This is a genomic window from Sorangium sp. So ce321 (assembly GCF_051530195.1).
In the GTDB taxonomy this organism is placed as follows: domain Bacteria; phylum Myxococcota_A; class Polyangia; order Polyangiales; family Polyangiaceae; genus Sorangium.
Genome location: NZ_CP150329.1, coordinates 10,122,864 through 10,143,763, shown reverse-complemented (window position 1 = coordinate 10,143,763; position 20,900 = coordinate 10,122,864). Strand labels below are relative to the sequence as shown.

20 protein-coding genes are annotated in these 20,900 nt (G+C 71.4%); 13 read left to right on the top strand and 7 right to left on the bottom strand.

Annotated features, from left to right (window positions below; genetic code table 11):
* Window position 1: 1 nt before the first annotated feature.
* The 6 genes from WME89_RS37470 to WME89_RS37445 all read left to right on the top strand — a co-directional run bounded on the left by WME89_RS37470 (window position 2) and on the right by WME89_RS37445 (window position 5,369).
* Window positions 2-250, top strand: a complete 249-nt coding sequence (locus WME89_RS37470) for a hypothetical protein (RefSeq protein ID WP_436621872.1) — start codon at window positions 2-4, stop codon at window positions 248-250.
* A gap of 61 nt (window positions 251-311) precedes the next feature.
* Complete coding sequence (locus WME89_RS37465) at window positions 312-902, top strand: hypothetical protein (RefSeq protein ID WP_438004398.1); 591 nt, start codon at window positions 312-314, stop codon at window positions 900-902.
* A 259-nt stretch (window positions 903-1,161) separates the two neighbouring features.
* Window positions 1,162-2,541, top strand: coding sequence for an AgmX/PglI C-terminal domain-containing protein (locus tag WME89_RS37460; RefSeq protein WP_438004397.1), 1,380 nt, complete (start codon window positions 1,162-1,164; stop codon window positions 2,539-2,541).
* Window positions 2,542-2,752: 211 nt separating this feature from the next.
* On the top strand, window positions 2,753-3,328 hold the full coding sequence (locus WME89_RS37455) for a hypothetical protein (protein ID WP_436621875.1): 576 nt from the start codon (window positions 2,753-2,755) through the stop codon (window positions 3,326-3,328).
* Window positions 3,329-3,366: 38 nt separating this feature from the next.
* Entirely contained in the window at window positions 3,367-4,776 is a 1,410-nt protein-coding gene (locus WME89_RS37450) for a hypothetical protein (protein ID WP_438004396.1), read from the top strand.
* A 77-nt stretch (window positions 4,777-4,853) separates the two neighbouring features.
* The gene (locus tag WME89_RS37445) at window positions 4,854-5,369 is read left to right on the top strand and encodes a polysaccharide biosynthesis/export family protein (protein ID WP_437619464.1); all 516 of its coding nucleotides are present in this window, start codon (window positions 4,854-4,856) and stop codon (window positions 5,367-5,369) included.
* Between the two features lie 67 nt (window positions 5,370-5,436).
* Here the strand turns inward: WME89_RS37445 and WME89_RS37440 are convergent, their stop codons facing one another.
* Both WME89_RS37440 and WME89_RS37435 read right to left on the bottom strand, forming a co-directional pair.
* The gene (locus WME89_RS37440) at window positions 5,437-6,345 is read right to left on the bottom strand and encodes a PPC domain-containing DNA-binding protein (RefSeq protein ID WP_438004395.1); all 909 of its coding nucleotides are present in this window, start codon (window positions 6,343-6,345) and stop codon (window positions 5,437-5,439) included.
* Entirely contained in the window at window positions 6,342-8,300 is a 1,959-nt protein-coding gene (locus WME89_RS37435; RefSeq protein WP_438004394.1) for an OmpA family protein, read from the bottom strand. The genes WME89_RS37440 and WME89_RS37435 overlap by 4 nt, the downstream gene beginning before the upstream one ends.
* 233 nt (window positions 8,301-8,533) lie before the next feature.
* Between WME89_RS37435 and WME89_RS37430 the strand changes: the two genes are divergently transcribed.
* From WME89_RS37430 to WME89_RS37420, 3 genes are all read left to right on the top strand, one after another.
* Window positions 8,534-9,193, top strand: a complete 660-nt coding sequence (locus WME89_RS37430) for a Maf family protein (protein WP_438012020.1) — start codon at window positions 8,534-8,536, stop codon at window positions 9,191-9,193.
* Window positions 9,190-10,707: a hypothetical protein gene (locus tag WME89_RS37425; RefSeq protein ID WP_438004393.1), complete on the top strand. Its 1,518-nt coding sequence runs from the start codon at window positions 9,190-9,192 to the stop codon at window positions 10,705-10,707. Before WME89_RS37430 ends, WME89_RS37425 begins: the two co-directional genes overlap by 4 nt.
* Before the next feature lie 87 nt (window positions 10,708-10,794).
* On the top strand, window positions 10,795-11,058 hold the full coding sequence (locus tag WME89_RS37420; RefSeq protein WP_012238561.1) for a hypothetical protein: 264 nt from the start codon (window positions 10,795-10,797) through the stop codon (window positions 11,056-11,058).
* On the opposite strand, the gene WME89_RS37415 is transcribed toward WME89_RS37420, so the two are convergent.
* Both WME89_RS37415 and WME89_RS37410 read right to left on the bottom strand, forming a co-directional pair.
* Complete coding sequence (locus WME89_RS37415) at window positions 11,039-12,070, bottom strand: RluA family pseudouridine synthase (protein ID WP_438004392.1); 1,032 nt, start codon at window positions 12,068-12,070, stop codon at window positions 11,039-11,041. The genes WME89_RS37420 and WME89_RS37415 overlap by 20 nt on opposite strands.
* A gap of 65 nt (window positions 12,071-12,135) precedes the next feature.
* Window positions 12,136-12,696 (bottom strand): SMI1/KNR4 family protein, encoded by a 561-nt coding sequence (locus WME89_RS37410; RefSeq protein WP_438004391.1) that lies wholly within the window; start codon window positions 12,694-12,696, stop codon window positions 12,136-12,138.
* Between the two features lie 785 nt (window positions 12,697-13,481).
* Here WME89_RS37410 and WME89_RS37405 point away from each other — a divergent pair.
* On the top strand, window positions 13,482-15,386 hold the full coding sequence (locus WME89_RS37405) for a MopE-related protein (RefSeq protein ID WP_438004390.1): 1,905 nt from the start codon (window positions 13,482-13,484) through the stop codon (window positions 15,384-15,386).
* Between the two features lie 81 nt (window positions 15,387-15,467).
* On the top strand, window positions 15,468-15,989 hold the full coding sequence (sixA, locus tag WME89_RS37400; RefSeq protein WP_437619457.1) for a phosphohistidine phosphatase SixA: 522 nt from the start codon (window positions 15,468-15,470) through the stop codon (window positions 15,987-15,989).
* Between the two features lie 24 nt (window positions 15,990-16,013).
* Here sixA and WME89_RS37395 read toward each other — a convergent pair whose 3' ends face one another.
* Window positions 16,014-17,048 (bottom strand): AAA family ATPase, encoded by a 1,035-nt coding sequence (locus WME89_RS37395; RefSeq protein ID WP_438004389.1) that lies wholly within the window; start codon window positions 17,046-17,048, stop codon window positions 16,014-16,016.
* 130 nt (window positions 17,049-17,178) lie between these two features.
* Between WME89_RS37395 and WME89_RS37390 the strand changes: the two genes are divergently transcribed.
* Window positions 17,179-18,699 (top strand): flavohemoglobin expression-modulating QEGLA motif protein, encoded by a 1,521-nt coding sequence (locus WME89_RS37390; protein WP_438004388.1) that lies wholly within the window; start codon window positions 17,179-17,181, stop codon window positions 18,697-18,699.
* A 58-nt stretch (window positions 18,700-18,757) separates the two neighbouring features.
* Here WME89_RS37390 and WME89_RS37385 read toward each other — a convergent pair whose 3' ends face one another.
* Complete coding sequence (locus WME89_RS37385) at window positions 18,758-19,609, bottom strand: RNA polymerase sigma factor (RefSeq protein WP_438004387.1); 852 nt, start codon at window positions 19,607-19,609, stop codon at window positions 18,758-18,760.
* Window positions 19,610-19,737: 128 nt separating this feature from the next.
* On the bottom strand, window positions 19,738-20,529 hold the full coding sequence (locus WME89_RS37380) for an enoyl-CoA hydratase/isomerase family protein (RefSeq protein ID WP_437619454.1): 792 nt from the start codon (window positions 20,527-20,529) through the stop codon (window positions 19,738-19,740).
* A gap of 84 nt (window positions 20,530-20,613) precedes the next feature.
* On the opposite strand from WME89_RS37380, the gene WME89_RS37375 reads away from it, so the two are divergent.
* Entirely contained in the window at window positions 20,614-20,880 is a 267-nt protein-coding gene (locus WME89_RS37375) for a phosphopantetheine-binding protein (protein WP_044989135.1), read from the top strand.
* The last annotated feature ends 20 nt before the right edge of the window (window positions 20,881-20,900 follow it).

The following is a 20,900-nucleotide window of genomic DNA, read 5'->3' as shown; positions in this document are numbered from 1 at the left end:
CATGTACAAGGCACTTGCGCTGGGTTCGGTCCTGCTCGCGATCCTCTGCCACGGCGAGCGCGCGGGGGCGCAGGAGAAGGGCAAGCAGCGCGGGGTCATCACGCTCGCGGAGGTGACGATCACCGGCCGCATCCAGAAGCCCATCGCGGCCGTCGACGTGAGCCGGATCCAGCCGAAGCTCACGCTCGCCGAGCTGCGTCAGCCCTTCCTGGACCGCATCGAGCAGGCGATCTTCAAGGAGCCGTTCTAGCGCCGCGCGCCAGAGATCCCCGCCGGATGTCTGGCCGCCGCCTGGCCCGCTTCTCCCTGGCATGCGCGCCGTGCTCGCCCTGCTCTTCATCGCGCTGTCGATCGCGGCGAGCGGCGCCTGCGCCGCGGTCTCGTGGAAGCACCCGGCGCAGGTCGCGCGCGCGACCGGCGTAGACCTGATGGCGCTCGCGCGCTCGCTCCGCGCGCTCCCCGTCGAGGCCCGGCTGGCCGAGCTGGCGAGGCGCTCCCCGCCGGAGAGCTGGGAGCACCGTCTCGCTCACGAGCTCGCGTCCGCCGCCGATCCGCGCGCGAAGATCGCGGCGGCGAACGACCTCCTGGTCGAGATCGAGCAGCGGCTCGACGTCGGCGCGGGGTGGCCGCGCGCGTCGGCGCGCCTGTCGGCGCTCTCCTCGCTGCTCCTGGCCACGCTCTCCTTCCTCGCGCAGGCCGGGCCCTCGGTCATCGTGCTCGTCCTCGGCGCGGGGGCCGCCGGCGCGATCGCGTCCGCGGCGGCGGGGCGCGCCGGGCGCGCTGGCGCCTCGCGCAAGCGCGAGGCGATCGACGCGCTCGTCGACGTCGTCATGGGACCGCTCGACGGAGCTCCAAGGGCGCCTTCCGCGGCGCCTCGCCGTTCGCGCCGCGCGCGCCCCTGAGCGCGGCGCGCTCTCCTGGACCGCCCCTGCGTGTGCGTGTACCCTCGCGAGCTGTGGTGCCCTCCGCTGCGCAGCGCTGCTCCCGCGGGCCGAGGCCCGGGGCCTGCCGGGCCCCGGAGCGCGGCGCCGCGCCGTTCGCGCCGCGCGCGCCGTCGCCCCCTGCTTCGTCCCCTCTCTCCCGGAGTCCCTTGGAATGAGCCAGCAGGTCCCGCAACCCACCCCGTCGCGCCCCGGGCAACCCGGGCAGATGACCGCGGTCATGCGGGCGGTCGCACCGGTGACCGGCCCGAAGGTCCTCAGGATCGGCCTGGTCCAGGGGGGGAAGGTGATCGAGGAGCGCGTCATCAAGCAGCGCACCCACGTCACCATCGGCCCCAGCGAAAAGAGCATGTTCGTCATCCCGAGCAAGAGCATCCCGCCGAGCTTTCGGCTGTTCGAGCTCGTGGGGGGCGAGTACTTCCTCAATTTTCTGGACGGGATGACCGGCCGGGTCGCCTTCAAGGCCGGCGTCTCGGAGCTCTCCGCGCTCAAGTCGTCCGCCAAGCGCGCGCCGGCGAGCAACGGAAACGCCTATCAGGTCCAGCTCACCGAGGAGGCGCGCGGCAAGATCGTCGTCGGGGAGACGACGTTCCTCTTCCAGTTCGTCGCGCCGCCGCCGGTGCAGCCCAAGCCGCAGCTGCCCGTCTCGGTGAAGACGGGCATCGCGAACGACATCGACTGGACGACCACGATCATCGCGGCGTTCTCGTTCCTGTTCCACTTCGGCGCCGTCGGGTCGATCTACTCCGACTGGATGGATCCGGTCGTCGACGACGAGGTCGACGTCGCGGCGCTGCTCGAGTCCGTGAAGCAGCTGCCCCCGCCGCCGGTGGTCGAGCAGCCCAAGGAAAACGCCGACGCGCCGGCCGCGAGCGCCGCGCCCACCGCCGAGGCGCCCAAGGCGGCAGGCGGCGGCAACAAGGGCGCAGCTGCCGGCCCGGCCAAGGGCTCCGGCGGCATGAGCGACGCCCGCGCCTCCGCGCTCACCAACGAGCTCGCGCAGCTCGACATGCAGATGCTGGGCGCGCTCAACTCGAGCGGGAACGCGACCGCCAGCGTCCTGAGCTCGGGCGACGTGCCGACCGGCCTCCTCGAGAATGCGGCCGCCTCCGGGTCCGGGGTCGGAAAGGGCGGCGTGGCAGGCTTGAACATGGGCGGCGCCGGTGGAGGCACGGTGCGACCTGGCGCGGCCGGCGGCGGTGGCCTCGCGAGCATCGGCAACACGGGCGCCAGCGGTCCTGCGACCGCCGGCTCGGCGCAGACGGTCAAGGGGCCGGTCGGGAACGCCCAGGTCGGCGGCGCCGCCGTCTCCGGCGGGAGCGTCTCCAACGCGCCCTCCATCGTGGCCGGGATGACCGCCGGTTTCCGTCGTTGCTATAACAAGGGGCTCCAGGAGGATCCGAGCATGAAGGGCTCGGTGAGGATCACGGCGAAGATCGGCCCCAACGGCGAGGTGATCTCGGCCACCCCCTCCGGCGGCTCCGGGCTCTCCGGGACGGTGGTCTCCTGCGTGGTCGCCCGCGTCCAGAGCGCGCAGTTCGCTCCACCCGAAGGCGGCGGCGCGACGGTTGTGATTCCTGTCACTTTCGTGAGCCAATAGCCCCGATCGCACCTGAATCCGTGGACAAAACGCAATCCCCTCTCCTCGCCCGAATGTGAATGGCGTGCCCACGTCGCGCATCCAATGGGAAGAACATCGTACGGATCCGCCTGATGGGTTCAAGTTGCTCGCTGCGCGGCACGCTCATTGCGTTTTGACAATTACGTCTGCCCGCACCTATACTGCGCGGGCCTGACTTTCGGAGGCTTCGATGAAGCGTGAACAGATCCCCGGCTTTGCAGCAGTAGCGCTGATCGCGGTCGTTGTCGGCCACGGCATCGCTGCTGCGCAGGCGCAGACGGCGCCTCCGCCGGACGCATCCGCGGGCCTGGCGCGGCAGGTGACCCTCTCCCCGGCGGAGCAGCTTGCCCAGAGCGAGACCTTCCTCGCCCGGATGGACGGGGCCCGCACGTCGGTCCGCCGGCAGCTAGAGACGGCCCGTTCGCAGCGCGATGTCGTGAAGACGCTCTGCCTGAACGACAAGCTGAATCAGATCGACGTCGCTATCCGGTCCGCCCGCGAACGGCGGCAGGGGCTGGAGCTCGCCGTGAACCGGCGCGACGCCGATCTATCCAACCACGAGTTCACGATTCTGACGGTGCTCCGGCAGCGGACTGAGCAACTGACGGCTGAGGCCAACCAGTGCATCGGCCAGGAAGCGGGCTTCATCGGCGACAGCGCCGTCACCGCCACGATCGATCCGAATCTCCCCAAGGACGACCCTTCCGAGTACCCGGTCAGCACGATCATCATCGAGCCGCCTGCGTGCAGTAGCTGTTTTCGGTAGGCGCCCGCCTCTCTCGGATTGCCACTGCCCAATAGGCGATGAAACTTCGTGACACCATAACCGCTGCCGTAATAGCCCTCACTCTGTCCCCGGCGTTGGCTCTGGCCCAGGATCAGCCCTGGCTCAAGGACCGCCGCTACACCGAGGGCATCGGTATACGCGCTGGCGACCTCGAGCTGCACCCGGGGGTCGCGGCTGAGTTCGGCTATGACTCCAACTTCTTCCGCAGGGACGAAGAAGACGAGGTTCGCGGAGGTGATGGAGATGATAGGGGGCCTGTGGGCTCCTTGCGGCTCCGGATCACGCCGTCCTTTTCACTCTCGACGCTCAGCCAGCAGCGTCAGGAGGTGACGCCTGACGCGCCGCCGCCGGACGTCGAGTTTCGCGGCGGTATCGCCGCGACCTATGAGGAGTTCTTCCCGGTGTCCGGGACAGAGCTCGGGCAGGAGCGGCTGAGCGAACAGCGGAACATCGGCGGCCTGCTCGACGCCAACCTGACGATCCTGCCCCGGCGCCCGTGGTCCGCGATCCTCGACGGGTCGCTCGGCCGGACCATCGCTTCTTCCGATCTGGGGATATCCAACCAGAGCTTCCGGCGCATCCACGCCGAGGCCGGGGCGGAGCTCGTGTGGACGCCGGGCGGGGGGCTGTTCGACTGGCGGCTCGGCTATCGCTTCCTGGGCACGTTCTTCGAGGTCGACGAATACGAAGGCCTGACGAACTTGCACCACGTGATCCGGACGCGGGGCCGCTGGCGCTTCCTGCCGCGGACCGCGCTCATCTACGACGCGTCGCTGGGGTTCGTCGATTACCCGAACCCGACCTCCCAGAACTCCTCTCATCCCCTCCGCGCGCAGCTCGGGATCAACGGTCTCGTGACATCGTCGTTCGGTCTCCTCGCGATGGCCGGCTGGGGCGCGAGCTTCTACACGCCGACCAGCGAGCCCGCCGTCGTGAACGACTTCGACAGCGTCATCGGCCAGCTCGAGCTGAAGTGGTTCCTGACGCCGAACCCGGGCACCGACCCGGCGGCGGCGACGCTCGCGCTGTCCTCCCTGTCGGCCGGCTTCACGCGCGATTTTCAAGACAGCTTCCTCGCGAGCTATTACGAGCGCAATCGCGGCTACCTCAAGCTGACCTACTTCTTTGGCGGACGCTTTCTGCTGATCGCCGACGGAGGCGTGGCAGCCCACGTGTATCCAGGGATCCCGGACAGCGACCAGAGCAACGCAGATGTGGCGCCGTGGACCGATGTCCGCATCGATGCCTCTCTGTTCGGCGAGTACCGGATAGGAGACTCCCTGGGGATCAACTCGACCCTGCGGTACGGCAACAACATCAGCAGTACCGCGCTGACGCCTCGCGGCGAGCCGGGCGATGGCGCGGTGCCGAACTACCTCGGCTGGCAGCAGTTCGAAGCCTACCTGGGCGTGCGCTGGTTCATGTGATGCGGCGTTCGCGTCAGTGGACTGCCGCCTTGCTCGCGCTGGCGATCGCGGCCTGCTCATCGCGTCAGCCCGAGCCAGTGAACCTCCCCCCTCCGGTGGAGGCCACGACCATCGGCGTCGGAGACGTCTTCGAGCTCCGCATCGTCGGGGAAGACAAGCTGCCCTCGACGTTCACCGTCGCGCCGGACGGCACGGTCGACCTCCCGTACGTGAAGCGGCTCAAGGTCGCGGGCATGGAGCCTCAGGAGGTGGCGGAGCTCGTGCGCGCGAAGCTCATGGAGGGGCAGGTCCTCACCGACCCCAGCGTGAGCGTGAGCATCCGGGAGTACAACTCGAAGCGGGTCGAGGTGCTCGGCGAGGTGCAGAAGCCCGGGTCCCTGCCGCTTCAGCCGGGCATGACGCTGCTCCGCGCGATCTCGATGGCGGGCGGGTTCAACAGCATCGCGAACAAGGATCGCGTCACGATCCGCAGGAAGTCCCAGGGCAAGACCGTGTTCGCCACGGTCTCGGTCGAGGACATCATCGACAACAAGATCCCCGATGTGCCTCTCCAGGCAGGGGACTCGATCCACATCGCCCAGCGCGTCTTCTGAGCGGCCACGCGTCGGCCGCCACCTCTCGACCGAGGTGGCGTGTCGACCGAGGTGGCGCGCGGCGCGCTCAGTTCTTCCGCGCGAGGCGGAACTGCTTCTTGCCGGTCGCCGGATCCACGGTGGGAGGCTCGATGCGGAGCATCGTCAGCGAGACTTCGCGCACGCGGCCGTCGCGCTCCTGGCGCAGGCGGATCCGCTCGCCGTCAGAGCTGATCACGGTGCAATCGCCGAAGTGGAAGTGCGTCACGCTGTCGCCCACCTCCGGATAGGCCTCCTCCTCCTGGCGACGGCGAACCGGGCGCTGCGGCAGCGGCACCGCGGAGGACTCCACGGCGGCGGCCGCTGGCGCCGCGCGGGTCGGCTCCGCGGCTGGCGCCGGAGGCACCACGGCGCGCGGCGGCTCCGCGGCCTGCGCCGGCGGCGCCGCGCGGGTCGGCTCTGCGGGCTGCGCCGGCGGCGCCGCGCGGCTCGGCTCCGCGGGCTGCCCCGGAGGCGCAGCGCGAGGCGGCTCGCCCACGATCGCAGGGAGGGTGGTCGACTGGGCGGTGAGCTGCGTGAGGCCCGTCCGATCGTCGAAGACCCGGACGAGGGGCAGATCGTCGAACGCGGTGACGCGGAGCTCGAGCCCGTAGACCCGCGCCCACACGAGCTCGCCGGCGGCGAGCTGGAGACCGACGCCGGCCTCGCGGGCCAGCGTGGCCGACAGGCGAAGCGAGGTCTCGCCCTGCTGGAGCGCGATGCTCCCCGAGAGCGCCACCACGTCGCAGGGGCCGTCGAGGACGCGCGTCTTCGCGTAGCTGCGGGAGGCTTGATCGAACAGCGCGATCTCCGCCTGCTCGAGCGAGCCCGCCCCCTCGATCCAGCCGGCGCGCGCCTCTGCCTCGTCGAGGGCGCGCACCAGCGCGGCAGGGAGCTCCTCGCCTCGATCGAGGCGGATGATCAAATGACGGGCACGGCGTGCCTCGAGAACGTTCATCGCAGTTTCTTCTCTCCGGTCGTCGAGGAGGCTGCGCCCGGAGCGCGGGGGGCTCGTTCCGAGCGCCGGACGCGGGTCGCCGTTACCTCGATCTGGGGCGCGCCAGGCGCGCGCTTAGCCGATGTGTCGCCAGCGGCGGCCGTGATCCGGTCCGCCGGGATACCTGCGCTCGCGAGGAGCTCCTTGACGGCGCTCGCGCGCGCGCCAGCGAGCTCGATCCCGCGCGTTGACTGATCGCCCTGGCGATCGGGGTAGGCCTCCACGATGATGACGTCGAGGGGCATGCGCCCGCGCATGAGCTGGGCGATCATGCCGACCTGAGCCGCGAGGGCCGGCGGTACGCGCGCGCTCCCCGCCGGGAAGCGGATCAGGCCGTCGAGGGTGACCCGATCGCCGGCCCATTGCGGCAAGGACCTGCCGGTCGGCTCGGGGCAGCCGTCGGCGTCGTTCGTCCCGTCGATCGTCTCGGCTGTCGCGGGGCACGCGTCGGCCGCGTCAGCCACGCCGTCCTCGTCGTTGTCGCGCTCGGGGCAGCCGTCGTCGTCCTGGAAGCCGTCGCGATCCTCGGGCTCGCCCGGGCACTGATCGCTGCCGTCCGGGACCTGGTCGATGTCGTTGTCGGGATCGGGGCAGCCGTCGGCGTCCTGGAAGCCGTCGGCGTCCTCTGCGCCCCTCGGGCACGTGTCGCGCTCGTCCGGGATGCCGTCGCCGTCGTTGTCGGGATCGGGGCAGCCGTCGCTGTCCTGGAAGCCGTCGCGGTCTTCCGCGGCGTTCCGGCAGGTGTCGGCGTCGTCCGGTACGCCGTCGCTGTCGTCGTCGTCGTCGGCGCAACCGTCGCCGTCCTGATAGCCGTCGACGGTCTCGCGCTCGTCCCGGCACCTGTCGCGCTCGTCGGGGATCCGGTCGCCGTCGTTGTCGGGATCGGGGCAGCCGTCGCCGTCCTGAAAACCGTCGCGATCCTCCGCGACGAGCGCGCACTTGTCGTCGCGATCCAGGACGTCATCCGCGTCCGCGTCGCGCCCCGTCGGCGCGTAGCGGACCCCGAGGTTGAACCGGAACCGCGGCGCGGTGAGGGCGCCCTCGGAGGCGAGCGGGATGGAGCTCCCGCCGCCCGCGGACAGCGAGATGTCGCCGGCGAGCAGCGGGGCGCTCGTGGCCGAGACGATCCACTCCGCCGGCACCAGCGCCGCGCCTCCTGCGGGCTGCTCGGCGAGCGTGTAGAGGGCGAACGCCTCCGCAGAGGCCGTGAGCCAGCGGTCCGGGAGCACGTCGACGGCGGCGCCGAGCGCGCCGAGGAGCTGCGAGCCGACCGCCGTGCTCACCAGCGTGCTCGAGCCACGGAGCCGCGCGCCGATCTCGGCGGCGAGCCTGAGCTTGCCGAGCTGATACGCCGCGGCGGCGCTCGGCGCGAACGTGGCCGTCCCGGCGCTGGCGAACACGGTCTCGTCGCCGGTGGGCAGGCCCAGCGAAAGGCGCGCGGCGAGCGAGAAGCCGTCGGGCGAGCCCCGCTGGGGCGGCGGCAAGATCGCGAACGCGGCGCCGAGGCGCATGTCGCGCAAGACGCTGCGCTGCAGCTCCACGTCAGTGGTGCCGAGGACATCGGAGAAGCCCGAGCCGTCCTGGTACAGGGTGACGGGAGCGGCGATCGTCACCTCGAGGCGATCCGTGAGCCCGAGCGACCACAGGAAGGTCGCGTCGAGCATGTTGTCGAGCAGATGGACGATCGTCCCGTCGGGGTCGGGCGAGGCGACGCGCAGGCCGACCGGACGCGACAGGTAGCTCGCCACGAGGCCGAACGAGGCCGTCGCGCCCGGAGCCGTCGAAGTGCTCCCCACGGCGAAGAAGGGGCCGGCGCCCGCGTGCGGCCAGAGGTTGTCGGCGTCGATGCAGCCCGACAGCCCGTTCGCCGGCGCGCACTCGCCCGCGCGCACCGGAGCCGGCAGAGAGACCGCCATGAAGACGCCAGAGGCCACCAGCAGCGGGAGGCTTGAACGTGCCGGCACCCTCCAGTTGGCGCGCATCGCGCCCGACCCTCTACTACTGCCGGGGGGAGAGTCAAAACAGCAATCGTCTCGATGCGATCCAGGGGGCGCCCGGCGCTCCTGCGCGCGCTGTGTTCCGCGTTCGCTCGCGCGCCGTGCTAGGACCACGCCCGGCCGGGGCCGGCGCCGCCGGCGTCCGCACGACCATGATCGACGACTCGCATCCGCTGCTGCTCGGCTCCGGCTCGCCGCGCCGGCGAGAGATCCTGACCACGCTCGGCCTGCCTCTCCGCGTCGCGGCAGCCGAGGTCGACGAGGCGGGGCGCGCCGACGAGGGCGCTGCCGCCTACCTGGAGCGGGTCACCCTGGCGAAGCTCGCGGCCGCGCGTCGCCTGCAGCAGGCGGCCGAGGCCGGCGCGATCCTCGTCGCAGACACCTCGGTCATCCTCGGCGATTCCATCCTCGGCAAGCCGCGGGACGAGGCCGACGCGCGCGCCATGCTCCGCGCCCTCTCGGGCCGCGAGCACCAGGTCTGGACCCGGTTCGCGATCGCCGGCGGCGGGCAGCACCCTCTCGCTCTGGACGCCGCTGCGGGCCGCGCCGACGCGCTCCACGCCGAGACGGTCACGACGCGGGTGCGCTTCCGCGAGCTCGGCGAGGACGAGGTCGCGTCGTACGCGGCGACGGGGGAGGGGCTCGACAAGGCCGGCGCTTACGCCATCCAGGGCATCGGCGCGTTCGCCGTCGCGCGCATCGAAGGCTCGTACTCCAACGTCGTCGGTCTGCCCGCGTGCGAGGTCATCGCGGCGCTGCGGGCCACCGGCCTGCTCGCGCGTTTTCCGCTGTCCCTCGCGCGCTCGTCATGAGCGCCGACGCACCGGCCGCCGCGCGTCGGCGCGACGGGGGCGCGATCTTCGCCCTCGCCCTCGCCGTGCGGCTCGCCGTCGTCATCTGGGCGGCCGGGCGCTTCCCTCCCACCGCCGACGGCACCTACTACCAGCGCGTCGCCGAGCGGATCGCGGCGGGGCTCGGCTACACGTGGCTGTGGCCGGACGGCGTCGTCACGTACGCCGCGCACTATCCGGTCGGCTATCCGGGCGCGGTCGGCGCGCTGTATGCGCTGCTCGGCGCGCACCCCGCGGTCGCGATGCTGCTGAACGCCGCGCTCGGCGCGCTCGCCGCGCTCGCCGTCCATCGCCTCGCGTCCCGCGCCGCGCCGCGCTCGCGCGCGGTCCCCGCGCTCGCGGGCGCGCTCGTCGCCCTCCACCCCGGGCTCTTCGCGTACACCCCGGCCCTCATGACCGAGGGCGTCACCGGCGCGCTCGTCACCTGCGCGGCGTGGGCGTCCGCGTGGGCGCGCGACCGCCGCCCCGCGCTCGCCCCGTTCGCCTTCATCGGGCTGCTCGTCGGCGCCGCCACCCTCGTCCGCCCACAGGCGCTGCTGCTCGCGCCGGTGTTCGCCTGCCTCGCCCTGTCGGGCCCTGCGCCCGGCGGCAGCCCCCGGCCTCATGGCGGCTTCGCCGCACGGGCAGCGCGGCGCGCGGCGCCCGTCTTGCTCACCGTGGCCGCGGCGCTCCTCGTGTGCGCGCCCTGGACCGCGCGCAACTGCGTGCGGATGAACCAGTGCGCGCTGGTCAGCGTGAACGGCGGCTGGAACCTCCTCATCGGCGCGGACCCGGCCTCCACCGGGGCGTGGTCGCCGATCCAGGTGCCCGACGCGTGCCGCGAGGTCTTCGACGAGGCCGGAAAGGACGCCTGCTTCGGCCGCGAGGCGCGCCGCTACATCGCGGAGCACCCGGGCGCATGGCTCGGCCTCGTGCCCCGGAAGCTCGCGGCGACGTTCGACTACTGCGGCGCGGCCGGGTGGTACCTGCATGCCTCGAACCCGGCCGCCTTCAGCGAGGCCGACAAGGTCGCGCTCGGCGCCGTCGAGACCGTCTTCGAGCGCGTCGTTCTCCTCCTCGCCCTCGTGTGGGCAGCTCGCCTACCTGCGCGAGCGCCCGGCGCCCCCCAGGGTCGCGCTCGCGAGCGCTCGCTCGCGCTCGCTCGGATCGCGCTGCTCGCGCTGGGCGTCGCGGCCGCGCTGCACGTCCATGCGTGGGTGGGCTACATCGCGCTCCTCGGCCTCGCGCTGCTCCAGGGCCGCGCGCTCCTCCGGGCGCCGCTGCTCGCGGGCGCCGCGCTCGCCGTGCTCGCCGCGACCGCGGCGACGCACGCCGTGTTCTTCGGCGCGGGGCGCTACGCGCTGGTCGCGTTCCCGCTCCTCTCCGGGCTCGCCGCCCTCGCCGCCGTGCGGCAGGGCTCGGACCCGCCTCGCGCCGACGCGCCGCCCGCGGCGGTCTCTGCCCCCGTCAGCGGGTCAGGAGACGAGCTACTTTGACAGCGCCGCCTGCGCTGCTGCATCCTAGGCGCCCCTCGGCTCGGGAGCGCGTGCCCCCGGCTGGCGACGAACCTGGAGGAGAGACGGATGCCCTTGATTGAAACGGAAGAGGCGGCGCGCCGCCTCGCGCGCGCCATCGCAAGCGATCTCTCGCTCTACAACGAGGAGAAGATCGTGCAGGGCATCCAGCAGGATGACCTGTTCACGGTCCTGTCCGAGGAGATCGAGGAAGGGCGCGCCCTGTACAAGAGCCGCGTGTCGCCGGACCTCTACCAGAAGAATTTCTACGATCGCGCCCTCGTGGACATCCTCATCAAGTCCAAGGGCCACATCAAATCGAAGATCTGGTAGCGAGCCCCCGCAGCTGGTCGAGCGCCTTGCGCATGTCCGCTGGCAGCGCGCTCTCCCAGCGCACCGGCCGCTGCGTGGCGGGGTGGACGAACCCGAGCACGCGCGCGTGGAGGGCCTGCCGCCCTAGCTCCTCCGCGATCGCCCGCAGCGCCGGTTTCTTCGGCGGCTTGCCGTAGAGCGGGTCGCCGAGGACCGGCGTCCTGCCGCGCTCGGCCAGGTGCACCCGGATCTGATGGGTGCGGCCCGTCTCTAGCGAGCACGCGACGACCGTCGCCGCGTCGCCGAGCCTCTCGAGCACGCGGACGTGCGTCACCGCGCGGCGCGGCGCCGCGCCGCGCGCCCCGGGGACGCCGGCTTCCCCGCGGATCCACGACGTGAAGCGGAGCCTGTCGGTCGGGTGGCGGCCATGGAGCGTGTCGTAGGTGGCGTCCTGCGCCGCGCCGGCCACGATCGCGGCGTACTCGCGCTCGATCGCGTGCCTCGCGAACCGCTCCTTCAGCGCCTCGCGGGTGGGCTCGTCCTTGGCCACGACGAGCAGGCCGCTCGTGCCGCGGTCGAGCCGGTGCACGATCCCCGGGCGCACATGGCCCATGGGGTCGCGCGGATCGGCCGGGGCAAGGGCGAACCCAGGCAGGGCGAGCAGCCCGTTGACCAGCGTGCCCGACTCGTGGCCGCGCGCCGGGTGCACGACGAGCCCCGCGGGCTTGTCGATCACGAGCAGGTGCTCGTCCTCGTACACCACCGGGACGGCGACGTCGGGCTCTGCGGCCGTGGCGGCGGGCGGCGGCTCTTCCGGCCGGACCTCGACCAGGGCGCCCGGACGCACCGCCGCCGACGCGCGCGCGGGCTCCCCGTCGACGAGGACCCGGCCGGCGGCGATCCACCGCTGCACGGCCGCGCGCGAGGTCGCGCGGCCGGCGCGCTCGAGCAGGTGCACGACGAGCTTGTCGAGCCGGTCCTGGGGGTCGCCGTCGCCCACCTGGAAGTGGAGCGCTTCCGCACCGGCAGCCATCGCGTTCGTCACGGCCCTCGTCCGCAGCCGAGCGGCGCCAGCGCGCGGGCGCGGCTGCGGCCCGATCAATACTCCGTATCGCCCTCGTCGTCCTCTTCGGCGGTCCCGAGCTCGGGGTTCAGCGCGACGTGCGACTCGAGATCCTCGAGCCGCTGCGCTTCGGACAGCCTGGCGAGGCCGCACCGCTCCACGAGGTACAGGTCGAACGCCGTGTAGCGCGGGAAGACCCGGACGTTGGTGTCCTCGTTGTCGAGGCCGAGGATGACGAGCTCGCCGTCCCGTCGCGCCTCGCCGAGGTAGAGCGCGTTCCACGGCTGCCCGGGAAGGTTGGGCAGCCGGACGACCTTGGCCCGGAGCCGTGACTCTGTCCAGCCGAGGTCGGTCTTCGCTTCGGCCAGCTTGCGGACCGACGTGAGCTTCGGTCGCGGCGCCGCGGGGTCGCTTCCGAAGCGATGCCGCCCCTTGAACCGTGGACCCAGGCTGTCGAAGGTGAAGTCGAACTCGAGGAACGCCCGCAGCGTGGGCGGCAGCTCGACCATCAGCTTCGACTCGAGCGCATCGAGGGCCGCCTGGCTCGCTCCCACGGCGGCATGGCTGGAAGGGCGCTTCCTCAGTTGCGCGATCACGCGCTGCACAAGCTCAACGCCACGTTCGATCGGTGCCATGTATCCACGGGCCGCAGTTGCGCGGCGTTCTTCAGGACCCAAAAGGCCTCACGGGGGCCGCGTTCTGGGCCCCGGTTGTTGCGGGCTCCTCGCGCGCTCGGGCGGCACTCTACATCAGCCGACCGGGAGCGCGTCCCTCTATGGTGCCTACCGGTCTGGTCCGCTCGGTGTCAACCGGCGATCGCACCCGCAGTCGATCATCCTCGTCATCATCGCCGTCATCCGCCCGGCCTGCGCCTCGTCACCGTCGGGCCGAGGACCGTGGCCCACCTCGCTCCCGTGCGCGGAGGGCGCGCCGCGCCCGCCAGATCAGGACGAGAGCTGCGCCGAGCACCACGGCAGCGCCCACCGCCAGGATGACCCATTGTGGCGCAGGGTAGCGGCCGCGCTGAAGACCAGGAGGCGGCCGCTCGTACTCGGTCTGGAGCTGCGCGCGCACCGAGCCTCGTTACACGCGGATGCATCGATCCGCAACCGATCCGCGGCGCGACCCGGCCAGATCCGCGACGCGCCGGCCCACCCCGCCAGGCGTTCCTGACGCTCCCGGTTCAGCCGCGCCGCGGGCAGCAGTAGCCCCTGTCCAGGTTGAACGAGGCGGCCCAGCTCAAGGGCTCAAAACTTGCTTCCCTGGAAACGCGGGCGTGTAAAGTGAGCTTACGCGTGGCCATGCGGCCGGTGCGAGAGGGTGAGAGATGAAGCCGGGCTCTTCAGCATGGGTCGGGGCGGCGCGTCCGCGGTCCCCAGGGATGCGGCGGTTCTTCTTCGCGTTCGCGGCGTTCGCGGCTCTCGGCGCGTCGGCGGGAGCCTGCGGCCGGACGAGCCTCCTCGAGCTGTCCAGCGCCAGCGCCGGCGGCTCCGGCGGCGCGGCCGGCGGTGATGTGTCGACCTCGTCGACAGGCGGCGGAGGTGGCTTCGGCGGCTCCGGCGGCTTCGAGGAGTGCGGCGGCCCCACGGACTGCGACGACGGCGACGAGTGCACCAGCGACGAGTGCGTGGGCGGGCGCTGCGAGCACCGCCCACGCGACGACGACGGGGACGGCCTCCCCCCGACGGCGTGCGGCGGGGTCGACTGCAACGATCTCAATCCCGCCGTCTTCCCGGGGATGTCCGAGCTCTGCACGGACGCGGCGGACAACGACTGCAACGGCGTCGCCGACTGCTTCGATCCCGCGTGCGCCGGGGCGGAGACCTGCGGCTGCACCCCGAGCCCCGCCGGCGAGAGCTGTCAGAACGGCGTCGACGACGACTGCGACACCATCGTCGACTGCTTCGACACGGAGTGCTCGGGGACCGCCGCCTGCGGGTGCTCCGCCTCCGAGACCGGGAAGTGCGGCAACGGCTTCGATGACGACTGCGACGGCCTCTTCGACTGCGACGACGGCAACTGCGCCGCCGACCCGCTGTGCGTCTGCAGCCTCCAGCGGGAGGCCTGCGACAACGGCGCGGACGACGACTGCGATCTCCTGGTCGACTGCGGCGATCCGGACTGCCGCGGCGTCTTCCCTTGCGCGTGCGTGCCGCCGGGCTCGCCGGAGCGGTGCGACGACGGCGCCGACAACGACTGCGACGGGCGCGTCGACTGCGCGGATCCGCAGTGCATCACCGCGCCGGCTTGCAAGCAGTGCGTGCCGGAGGTCTGCGACGACGGCGTCGACAACAACTGCGACGCTCGCATCGACTGCGCGGACGCCGCCTGCGCCTTCGCGCCGAGCTGCGCGCCGACGCCGGAGCAGTGCAACAACCGCCTCGACGACGACAACGACGCCCTGGTCGACTGCGGGGACCCGGACTGCGCGAGCAACCCGTCGTGCGTGCTCGCGCAGGCCAACTGCCTGTCGCCGAAGCTCATCCCCGGGACCGGCACCTACACGGGCGACACCACCGGCCACGTGAGCGAGACCCGGGGCGCGTGCGGCGGCGACGCCGGCGAGGCGGTCTTCTACTTCGTGCTCACCGAGCCTTCGCGCGTGCACCTCGACTCGCGCGGGTCGAGCTTCGACACGGTGCTCTATGTTCGCACCGGCATCTGCAACTCCGGCCGGGAGATCGGCTGCGACGACGACAGCGGCGGGGACTCGTGGTCCTCCCTGCTCGAGTTCAGCATCCTGTACCCGGGTACGTACTTCGTCTTCCTCGACGGCTACACGATCGATCCCGGGAGCGGATCGAACGAGGGGCCCTTCGCGCTCAACGCCGAGATCATCCCGAACCCGAGCGAGGTCTGCGACGATGAGCTCGACAACGACGGCGACCACTACGTCGACTGCGCCGATCCCGACTGCGCGACCTTCGGCCCTTGCCGGAGCTGCGTGCGCGGCGCCGCGCCCGGCCCGGAGTTCGGGGTCGTCGCGTGCACCGACGGGCTCGACAACGACTGCGACGGCACGCTCGACTGCGCCGACGAGGACTGCAGCGCAAGCGACTTTTACGTGACGGAGTGCTGCGACGGCCTCGATGAAAACGGCAACGGAATCCCGGACGACTTCAACTGCCGGTGCGCCTCGGACGCGGACTGCAGCGACGGTCAGATCTGCTACACGCACACGTCGTACACGTGCGGGTTGCCCTGCAACGGCTTCTTCGGGAGCGTCTGTCCCTTCGTGGCGCCGGGCTCGCACTGCAACGACGCCACGAGCCAGTGCGAGTTCTGACCTCCAGAGGTCGGGCGCTCTCATCACGCCGATGCGCGGCGGCTCTCCCCTGCTGGCGGTCGTCCGGGCTAAGGTCACGCCATGGAGATCCTCATCATTCGCCACGGCCAGGCCGTGGATGACGCGCCTGACCTCGGCGACGCTGGTCGCTGGCTGACGGGCAAGGGCCGCAAGGTCACCCGGCGCGTCGCGAAGTGGCTCGCGAAGCAGAAGGACCGTTGTCCTGCGGCGATCTGGACGAGCCCTCTCGTGCGCTCGGTGCAGACCGCGGAGATCATCGCCGAGGCCGCGGAGCTGACGGACGAGGTCTCGGTGGTCGCCGAGCTCTCTCCCTCGCGCGACACCGCCGAGATCCTTCGCCTGCTCGCGCAGCACCAGGGGGCGCAGCCGCTGGCGCTCGTGGGGCACGAGCCGTCGCTGTCGACGCTGGTGACGTCGCTGCTCGGCGACGTCGGCTGGACAGGCCTGAAGAAGAGCGGCGTCGTCGCGGTGAGCTGGGACGGCCGCGGGCCGGGGGTCCTGCGCTTCGCCCTGGACCTGAAGTCCATGAAGGCGGTCAACCCGGTGAAGGAAGCGCAGCAGCAGGCGCCCCGATCCCGGTAGCCGTCGTCCGCGCCTCCACGCGGCTCAGCGCACCGACCGCTCCACGGCGCTCAGCACGTCGACGTCGCGGACGCCGTCCGCTTCAGCGCGGTACGAGAGCACGATGCGGTGCCGCAGCGCCGGGATGAGCAGCGCCTTCACGTCGTCGACGTCTGCAGCGGCCTCGCCGCGCAGCGCCGCGCGCGCCTTGGCCGCGATGACGAGCGCCTGGCTCCCGCGCGGCCCGGCGCCGTAGCGCACGTAGTCTCGGACCTCCTGCGCGGCGCGCTCCGCCCCGGGCCGCGTCGCCCTGGTGAGGCGCACGGCGAGGTCCACGGCCTCGTCGGTCACCGGGATCCTCGGGATGAGGCGCCCGATGGCGCGCACCTCGTCCGCCTTGAGCACCGCCGCGATCGCCGGCGGCTTCCCCGAGGTCGTCCGCCGCGCCACCTCGCGCTCCTCGGCCTCGCTCGGGTACGTGACGTGGATCTCGAGCAAGAACCGATCGAGCTGCGCCTCGGGCAGCGGGTACGTGCCCTCCTGCTCGATCGGGTTCCGCGTCGCGAAGACCTGGAACGGGTCGGGGAGGGCGTGCGTGGCGGTCCCGACGGTCACCTTGCGCTCCTGCATCGCCTCGAGCAGCGCGGCTTGCGTCTTCGGCGGCGTCCGGTTCACCTCGTCCGCGAGGACGAGGTTGTGGAAGATGGGCCCGGGCTGGAAGCGCAGGCTCCGGGAGCCATGCTGCTCGTGCAGCACGTCGGTCCCCGTGATGTCGGCGGGCAGCAGATCCGGCGTGAACTGGACGCGCCCGAAGCTGAGGTCGAGCGCCCTGGCGAGCGACGACACGAGCAGCGTCTTGGCGAGCCCGGGGACGCCGACGAGCAGCGCGTGTCCGCGCGCGGCGAGCGTGATCAGCATGGCCTCGACGACATCGTCCTGCCCGACCACCGCTGCAGCGATCGCCGAGCGGAGCCGCTTGGCGCCGTCCGCGGTGCGCTCGAGGAGCGCTGCATCCGACAGGGAGCTCGACCCGTCATCGGCGGTCATCTCGGCGTCGTTCCTGTGCTCGGGATCGCTCATAGGGGCAGGGCTCGTACCCTGAGGCCGCGATGCCGACAAGGACCGGGCGCCCCCCTTCCTCGTGGCGGCGGCGGTCCTGCGGCGTGGAGGTTTGCTCCTACAGGTGAGCCGGTGTTAGCAATCGATCGCAATGGCGCAGAGCTCTGAAGCCCGGGAGAAGAGGGGTGCGCGCGAGGCGGAGGCGAGCGAGCCAGCAGACGAGCTGCGCAGCGGCGACACCGGAGCGGTCGAGGGAGACCCGGCCGCCCCTGCGACGGGTGAACAGGACGGCCCTGACCAGGGCGGCGGGGACCGCGGGGAGGCGCCGTCGGCCCCGCTCGAGTCGCTGAGCCTGCACGACGGGCCGATCCCGCACGCGCCGATCCCGCCGGCCGGGGGGCCGTGGCGTTCCTACAAGGAGATCCTCGCGAACCTTGCCCAGCGCGTGCTCGATGCGCAGCGTCCGATCCGCGTCCTCCAGGCGCTCCGGTGGGAAGCGGAGGTCGAGGAGCAGTTTCTCCGGTCGAAGCAGCGCGAGCTGCCCAGGGTGACCTACTCGGACGATCTGGGCTTCGATCCTGCGGCCAAGCTGCGCGAGATCGAGGAGATCCTCCGCGACGCCGAGCGGGAGCTCGGCAAGCGTGACCGGCTCGGGCAGATCCTCCGCACGACCGCGGACGAGTACCGGAAGGTCGTGAGCATGCTGATGGGGCGGGGAACGAAGGCGTTCTACACCCTGTCCCGCGAGCTGTACGGCTCCCCGAAGGACAAGCTGCCGGACGGCAAGACGAGCGTGCGGGACATGGGCTTCGTGCTCTACGACCTCCTGACGGCGATCGGCGGCGAGCGGCTCGGCCCGGCGCAGCAGCGCGAGATCACGGCGGAGATGGCGGCGCTCGAGCTGAACGCGCGCTTCGACCGGTTCTTCGGCGGCGCGTCTATCCGCGTGCAGGTGGACGACTCGCTCCTCGCGGACGCCGCGGCCGGGAGCGACTACGTGAAGATCCGGAGCGGCGCGATGTTCTCGAAGAGCGATGTCGACATCCTCGAGGCGCACGAGGGGTGGGTCCACGTCGCGACGAGCCTGAACGGGCAGGCTCAGCCGGTTGCGCGCTGGCTGTCCAAGGGGCCTCCGCGCACCACGGTGGTCCAGGAGGGGCTCGCGGTCCTGGTCGAGATCCTCACCTTCAGGAGCACGCCGCGCCGCGCGAAGAAGCTGAACGACCGCATCCTCGCGGTGGACAAGGCGGAGGATGGGGCGTCGTTCCTCGACGTGTTCGAGTGGTACCGCACCGAGGGGTACGAAGAAGAAGAGTGCTTCCAGAACGCCCGGCGCGTCTTCCGCGGCGGTGTGCTCGCGGGCGGGGCGCCGTTCACCAAGGACGCCTGCTACTGCAAGGGGATCGTCCTCAACTACGCGTTCATGCGCGCTGCCATTCAGCACGATCGCGCGATGCTCATTCCCTTCCTGTTCGTGGGCAAGGTCGCGCACGAGGACGTCCCCATCCTCCATGCGCACGTGACCGACGGGATCGTCCGCCCGCCGCCGTATCTCCCGCCGATGTTCGACGACATGAACGGGCTGGCGATCTGGATCTGCTACTCCTCGTTCTTCTCCCGCCTCGGGGGGGCGGCGCTCGCCGAGCACTACGGCCGGATGCTGGAGCACTGAGCGCGGCCGACCGCGAGGCCTGCGGCGGGGCGCCAGGCGGCGCTCCGGCCGAGGCTGCTCAGGGGGGCGGCGCCGCCGCGAGGACCTGCGCGCTGGAGCCGGCCATGCGCGCGCTGGCGATCGCGTGCGTCACGGCGAGCCACAGCCGCTGCCTGACAGCGTCTGGCACCTCGGGGATGAGCCGAGCCGCGCTCAAGAGCGACTCGTCGTCGGCCGCTCGGGAGCCCTCTGCGACCGGGAGCGTCAGCGGATCGCGGAGCGCGCGCCGGTCCTCGGCGTTCATGCGCTTGACCGCCACGCGGAAGTCCTCGCGGGCGAGCCGGAGGCGGTTGCGCACCGTGTTCTCTTTCACGTCGAGGTCGCGCGCGATGTCGGCGGCCGTCATCTCGAGCAGGTCGTGCATGATCAAGACGATCCGCCGGTCGAGGTCGAGCGCTCCGAGTAGCCGGCCGACCAGCTGGCCTCGCTGCTCTCGCGCGAGCAGCTGTTCCGAGCTCAAGCCCGGGTCGGCGAGATCGAACGGCCAGCTCGTCCCGGCGCCAACCGCTACCTCTCGGCGGCGGTGGGCGCGCTCGCGATAGTGGCCGGCCTGTCGCCAGGCGATGCCGAACAGCCAGCGCCTGAGGGGCTCGCCGGGCGGGCTGGCGCCTTGCGGAGCGCTGCGGGTCGAGCCCGGCTCACGGCCGGACGGGTGATGGCCGGCGCGCGCCTCGTCGGTGCTGTGCCCCGGATCGAAGCCGTCGAGCGCGTTATAAGCAGCGATCATGACGTCTTGCAGGACGTCGTCGATGTCGCGCTCCGCCACCCCGAGCCAGCGGAGCGCTTGCCGGAGGAACGAGAGGCCAACCGTGTAAACGGTCTCGAAGCTGGGCCGCTCCGGAAGCGGCACGTGCTCAAGAGGCTCTTGCATGCCTGAACTTACGTGCAGCATCCTCCACTGATTTGAGAATCGTCAAGCCACGCGCAGGAAGCCGTTCAATGGTGATTTAAATTACCATTGTGCGCGCTCAGTCCAGCGCGGGTGTCCGTGCGGCGCGCTCACTTACCCTGGAACGTCGGCTTCCGCTTCTCCATGTACGCGGCGAGCCCCTCGCGAGCATCGTCGGACGCGAACAGCTCAGCCTGGAGCTCCCGTTCCAGGGCGAGCCCCTGTTCCAGTCCCACCTCGAAGCCTGTCTGCACGGCGCGCTTGATGCGTCCGACCGCCAGCGCCGCGCGGTCCGGGAGCGTGAACGTGTGACTGTACGCGAGGACCCGGTCCATGAACTCGTCATGGGAAGCCGCCTCCCAGACGTCGTTCACCAGGCCATACGCGAGCGCCGTCTCGAAATCGAACGTCTGCCCCTCGCACATCAGCTGGATCGCTCGCGACTTGCCGATGAGCCTGGCGAGGCGCTGGGTGCCACCCGTGCCCGGCAGCACACCGAGCGTCACCTCCGGGAGGCCAATCTTGCCGGCGCCCTTGCGGGCGATGCGCAGATCGCACGCCATCGCGATCTCGAGGCCGCCGCCTACAGTGTGACCGTTCAGCGCCGCGATGCAGAGCTTTGGCGTGTGCTCGAGGCGGCTCAACGTCTCGTTCGCGTGCAGACAGAAGTAGTATTTGAACGTCGGGTCCGACTCGCGGAGCATGTTGATGTTCGCTCCGGCGCAGAAGAACTTTTCGCCATGCCCGGTGATGACGATGACATGTACATCGTTGTCGAAGCGGGCCTCCAGGATGGCCGCATCGAGGTCCTTCATCATCTCGTGCGTGTAGCCGTTGACGGGCGGATCATTGAGGGTAAGCAGCGCGACGCCGGCAGAGGTGGCGTAGTCGACGAGAGCCATGCGCGCTCTTTACCAAACCGACAGAAAAAGCGCTGCCCCCTGGTAGAAAGGCGCGGGATTGTGCTACCCCGCAGGGACGTGCTCATGAACGCGCAGGACGTGCGGCAGAAGTTAAAAGAACTGATGGTCGAGGAGCTGAACCTCGAGGGGAAGACGCCGGCCGACATCGACGACGCCGCGCCGCTGTTCGGCGAGGGGCTCGGCCTCGATTCGCTGGACGCGCTCCAGCTCGCCATGAGCGTGGAGGAGCGCTTCGGCGTCCGGATCCCGGAGGGCGACGAAGCGAGGCCGATCTTCGCGTCGGTGGACGCGCTCGTGGCCCACATCATCAAGTCGACCGCGGCGGCGTGATCGCGCCGCAGAGAGCCGTT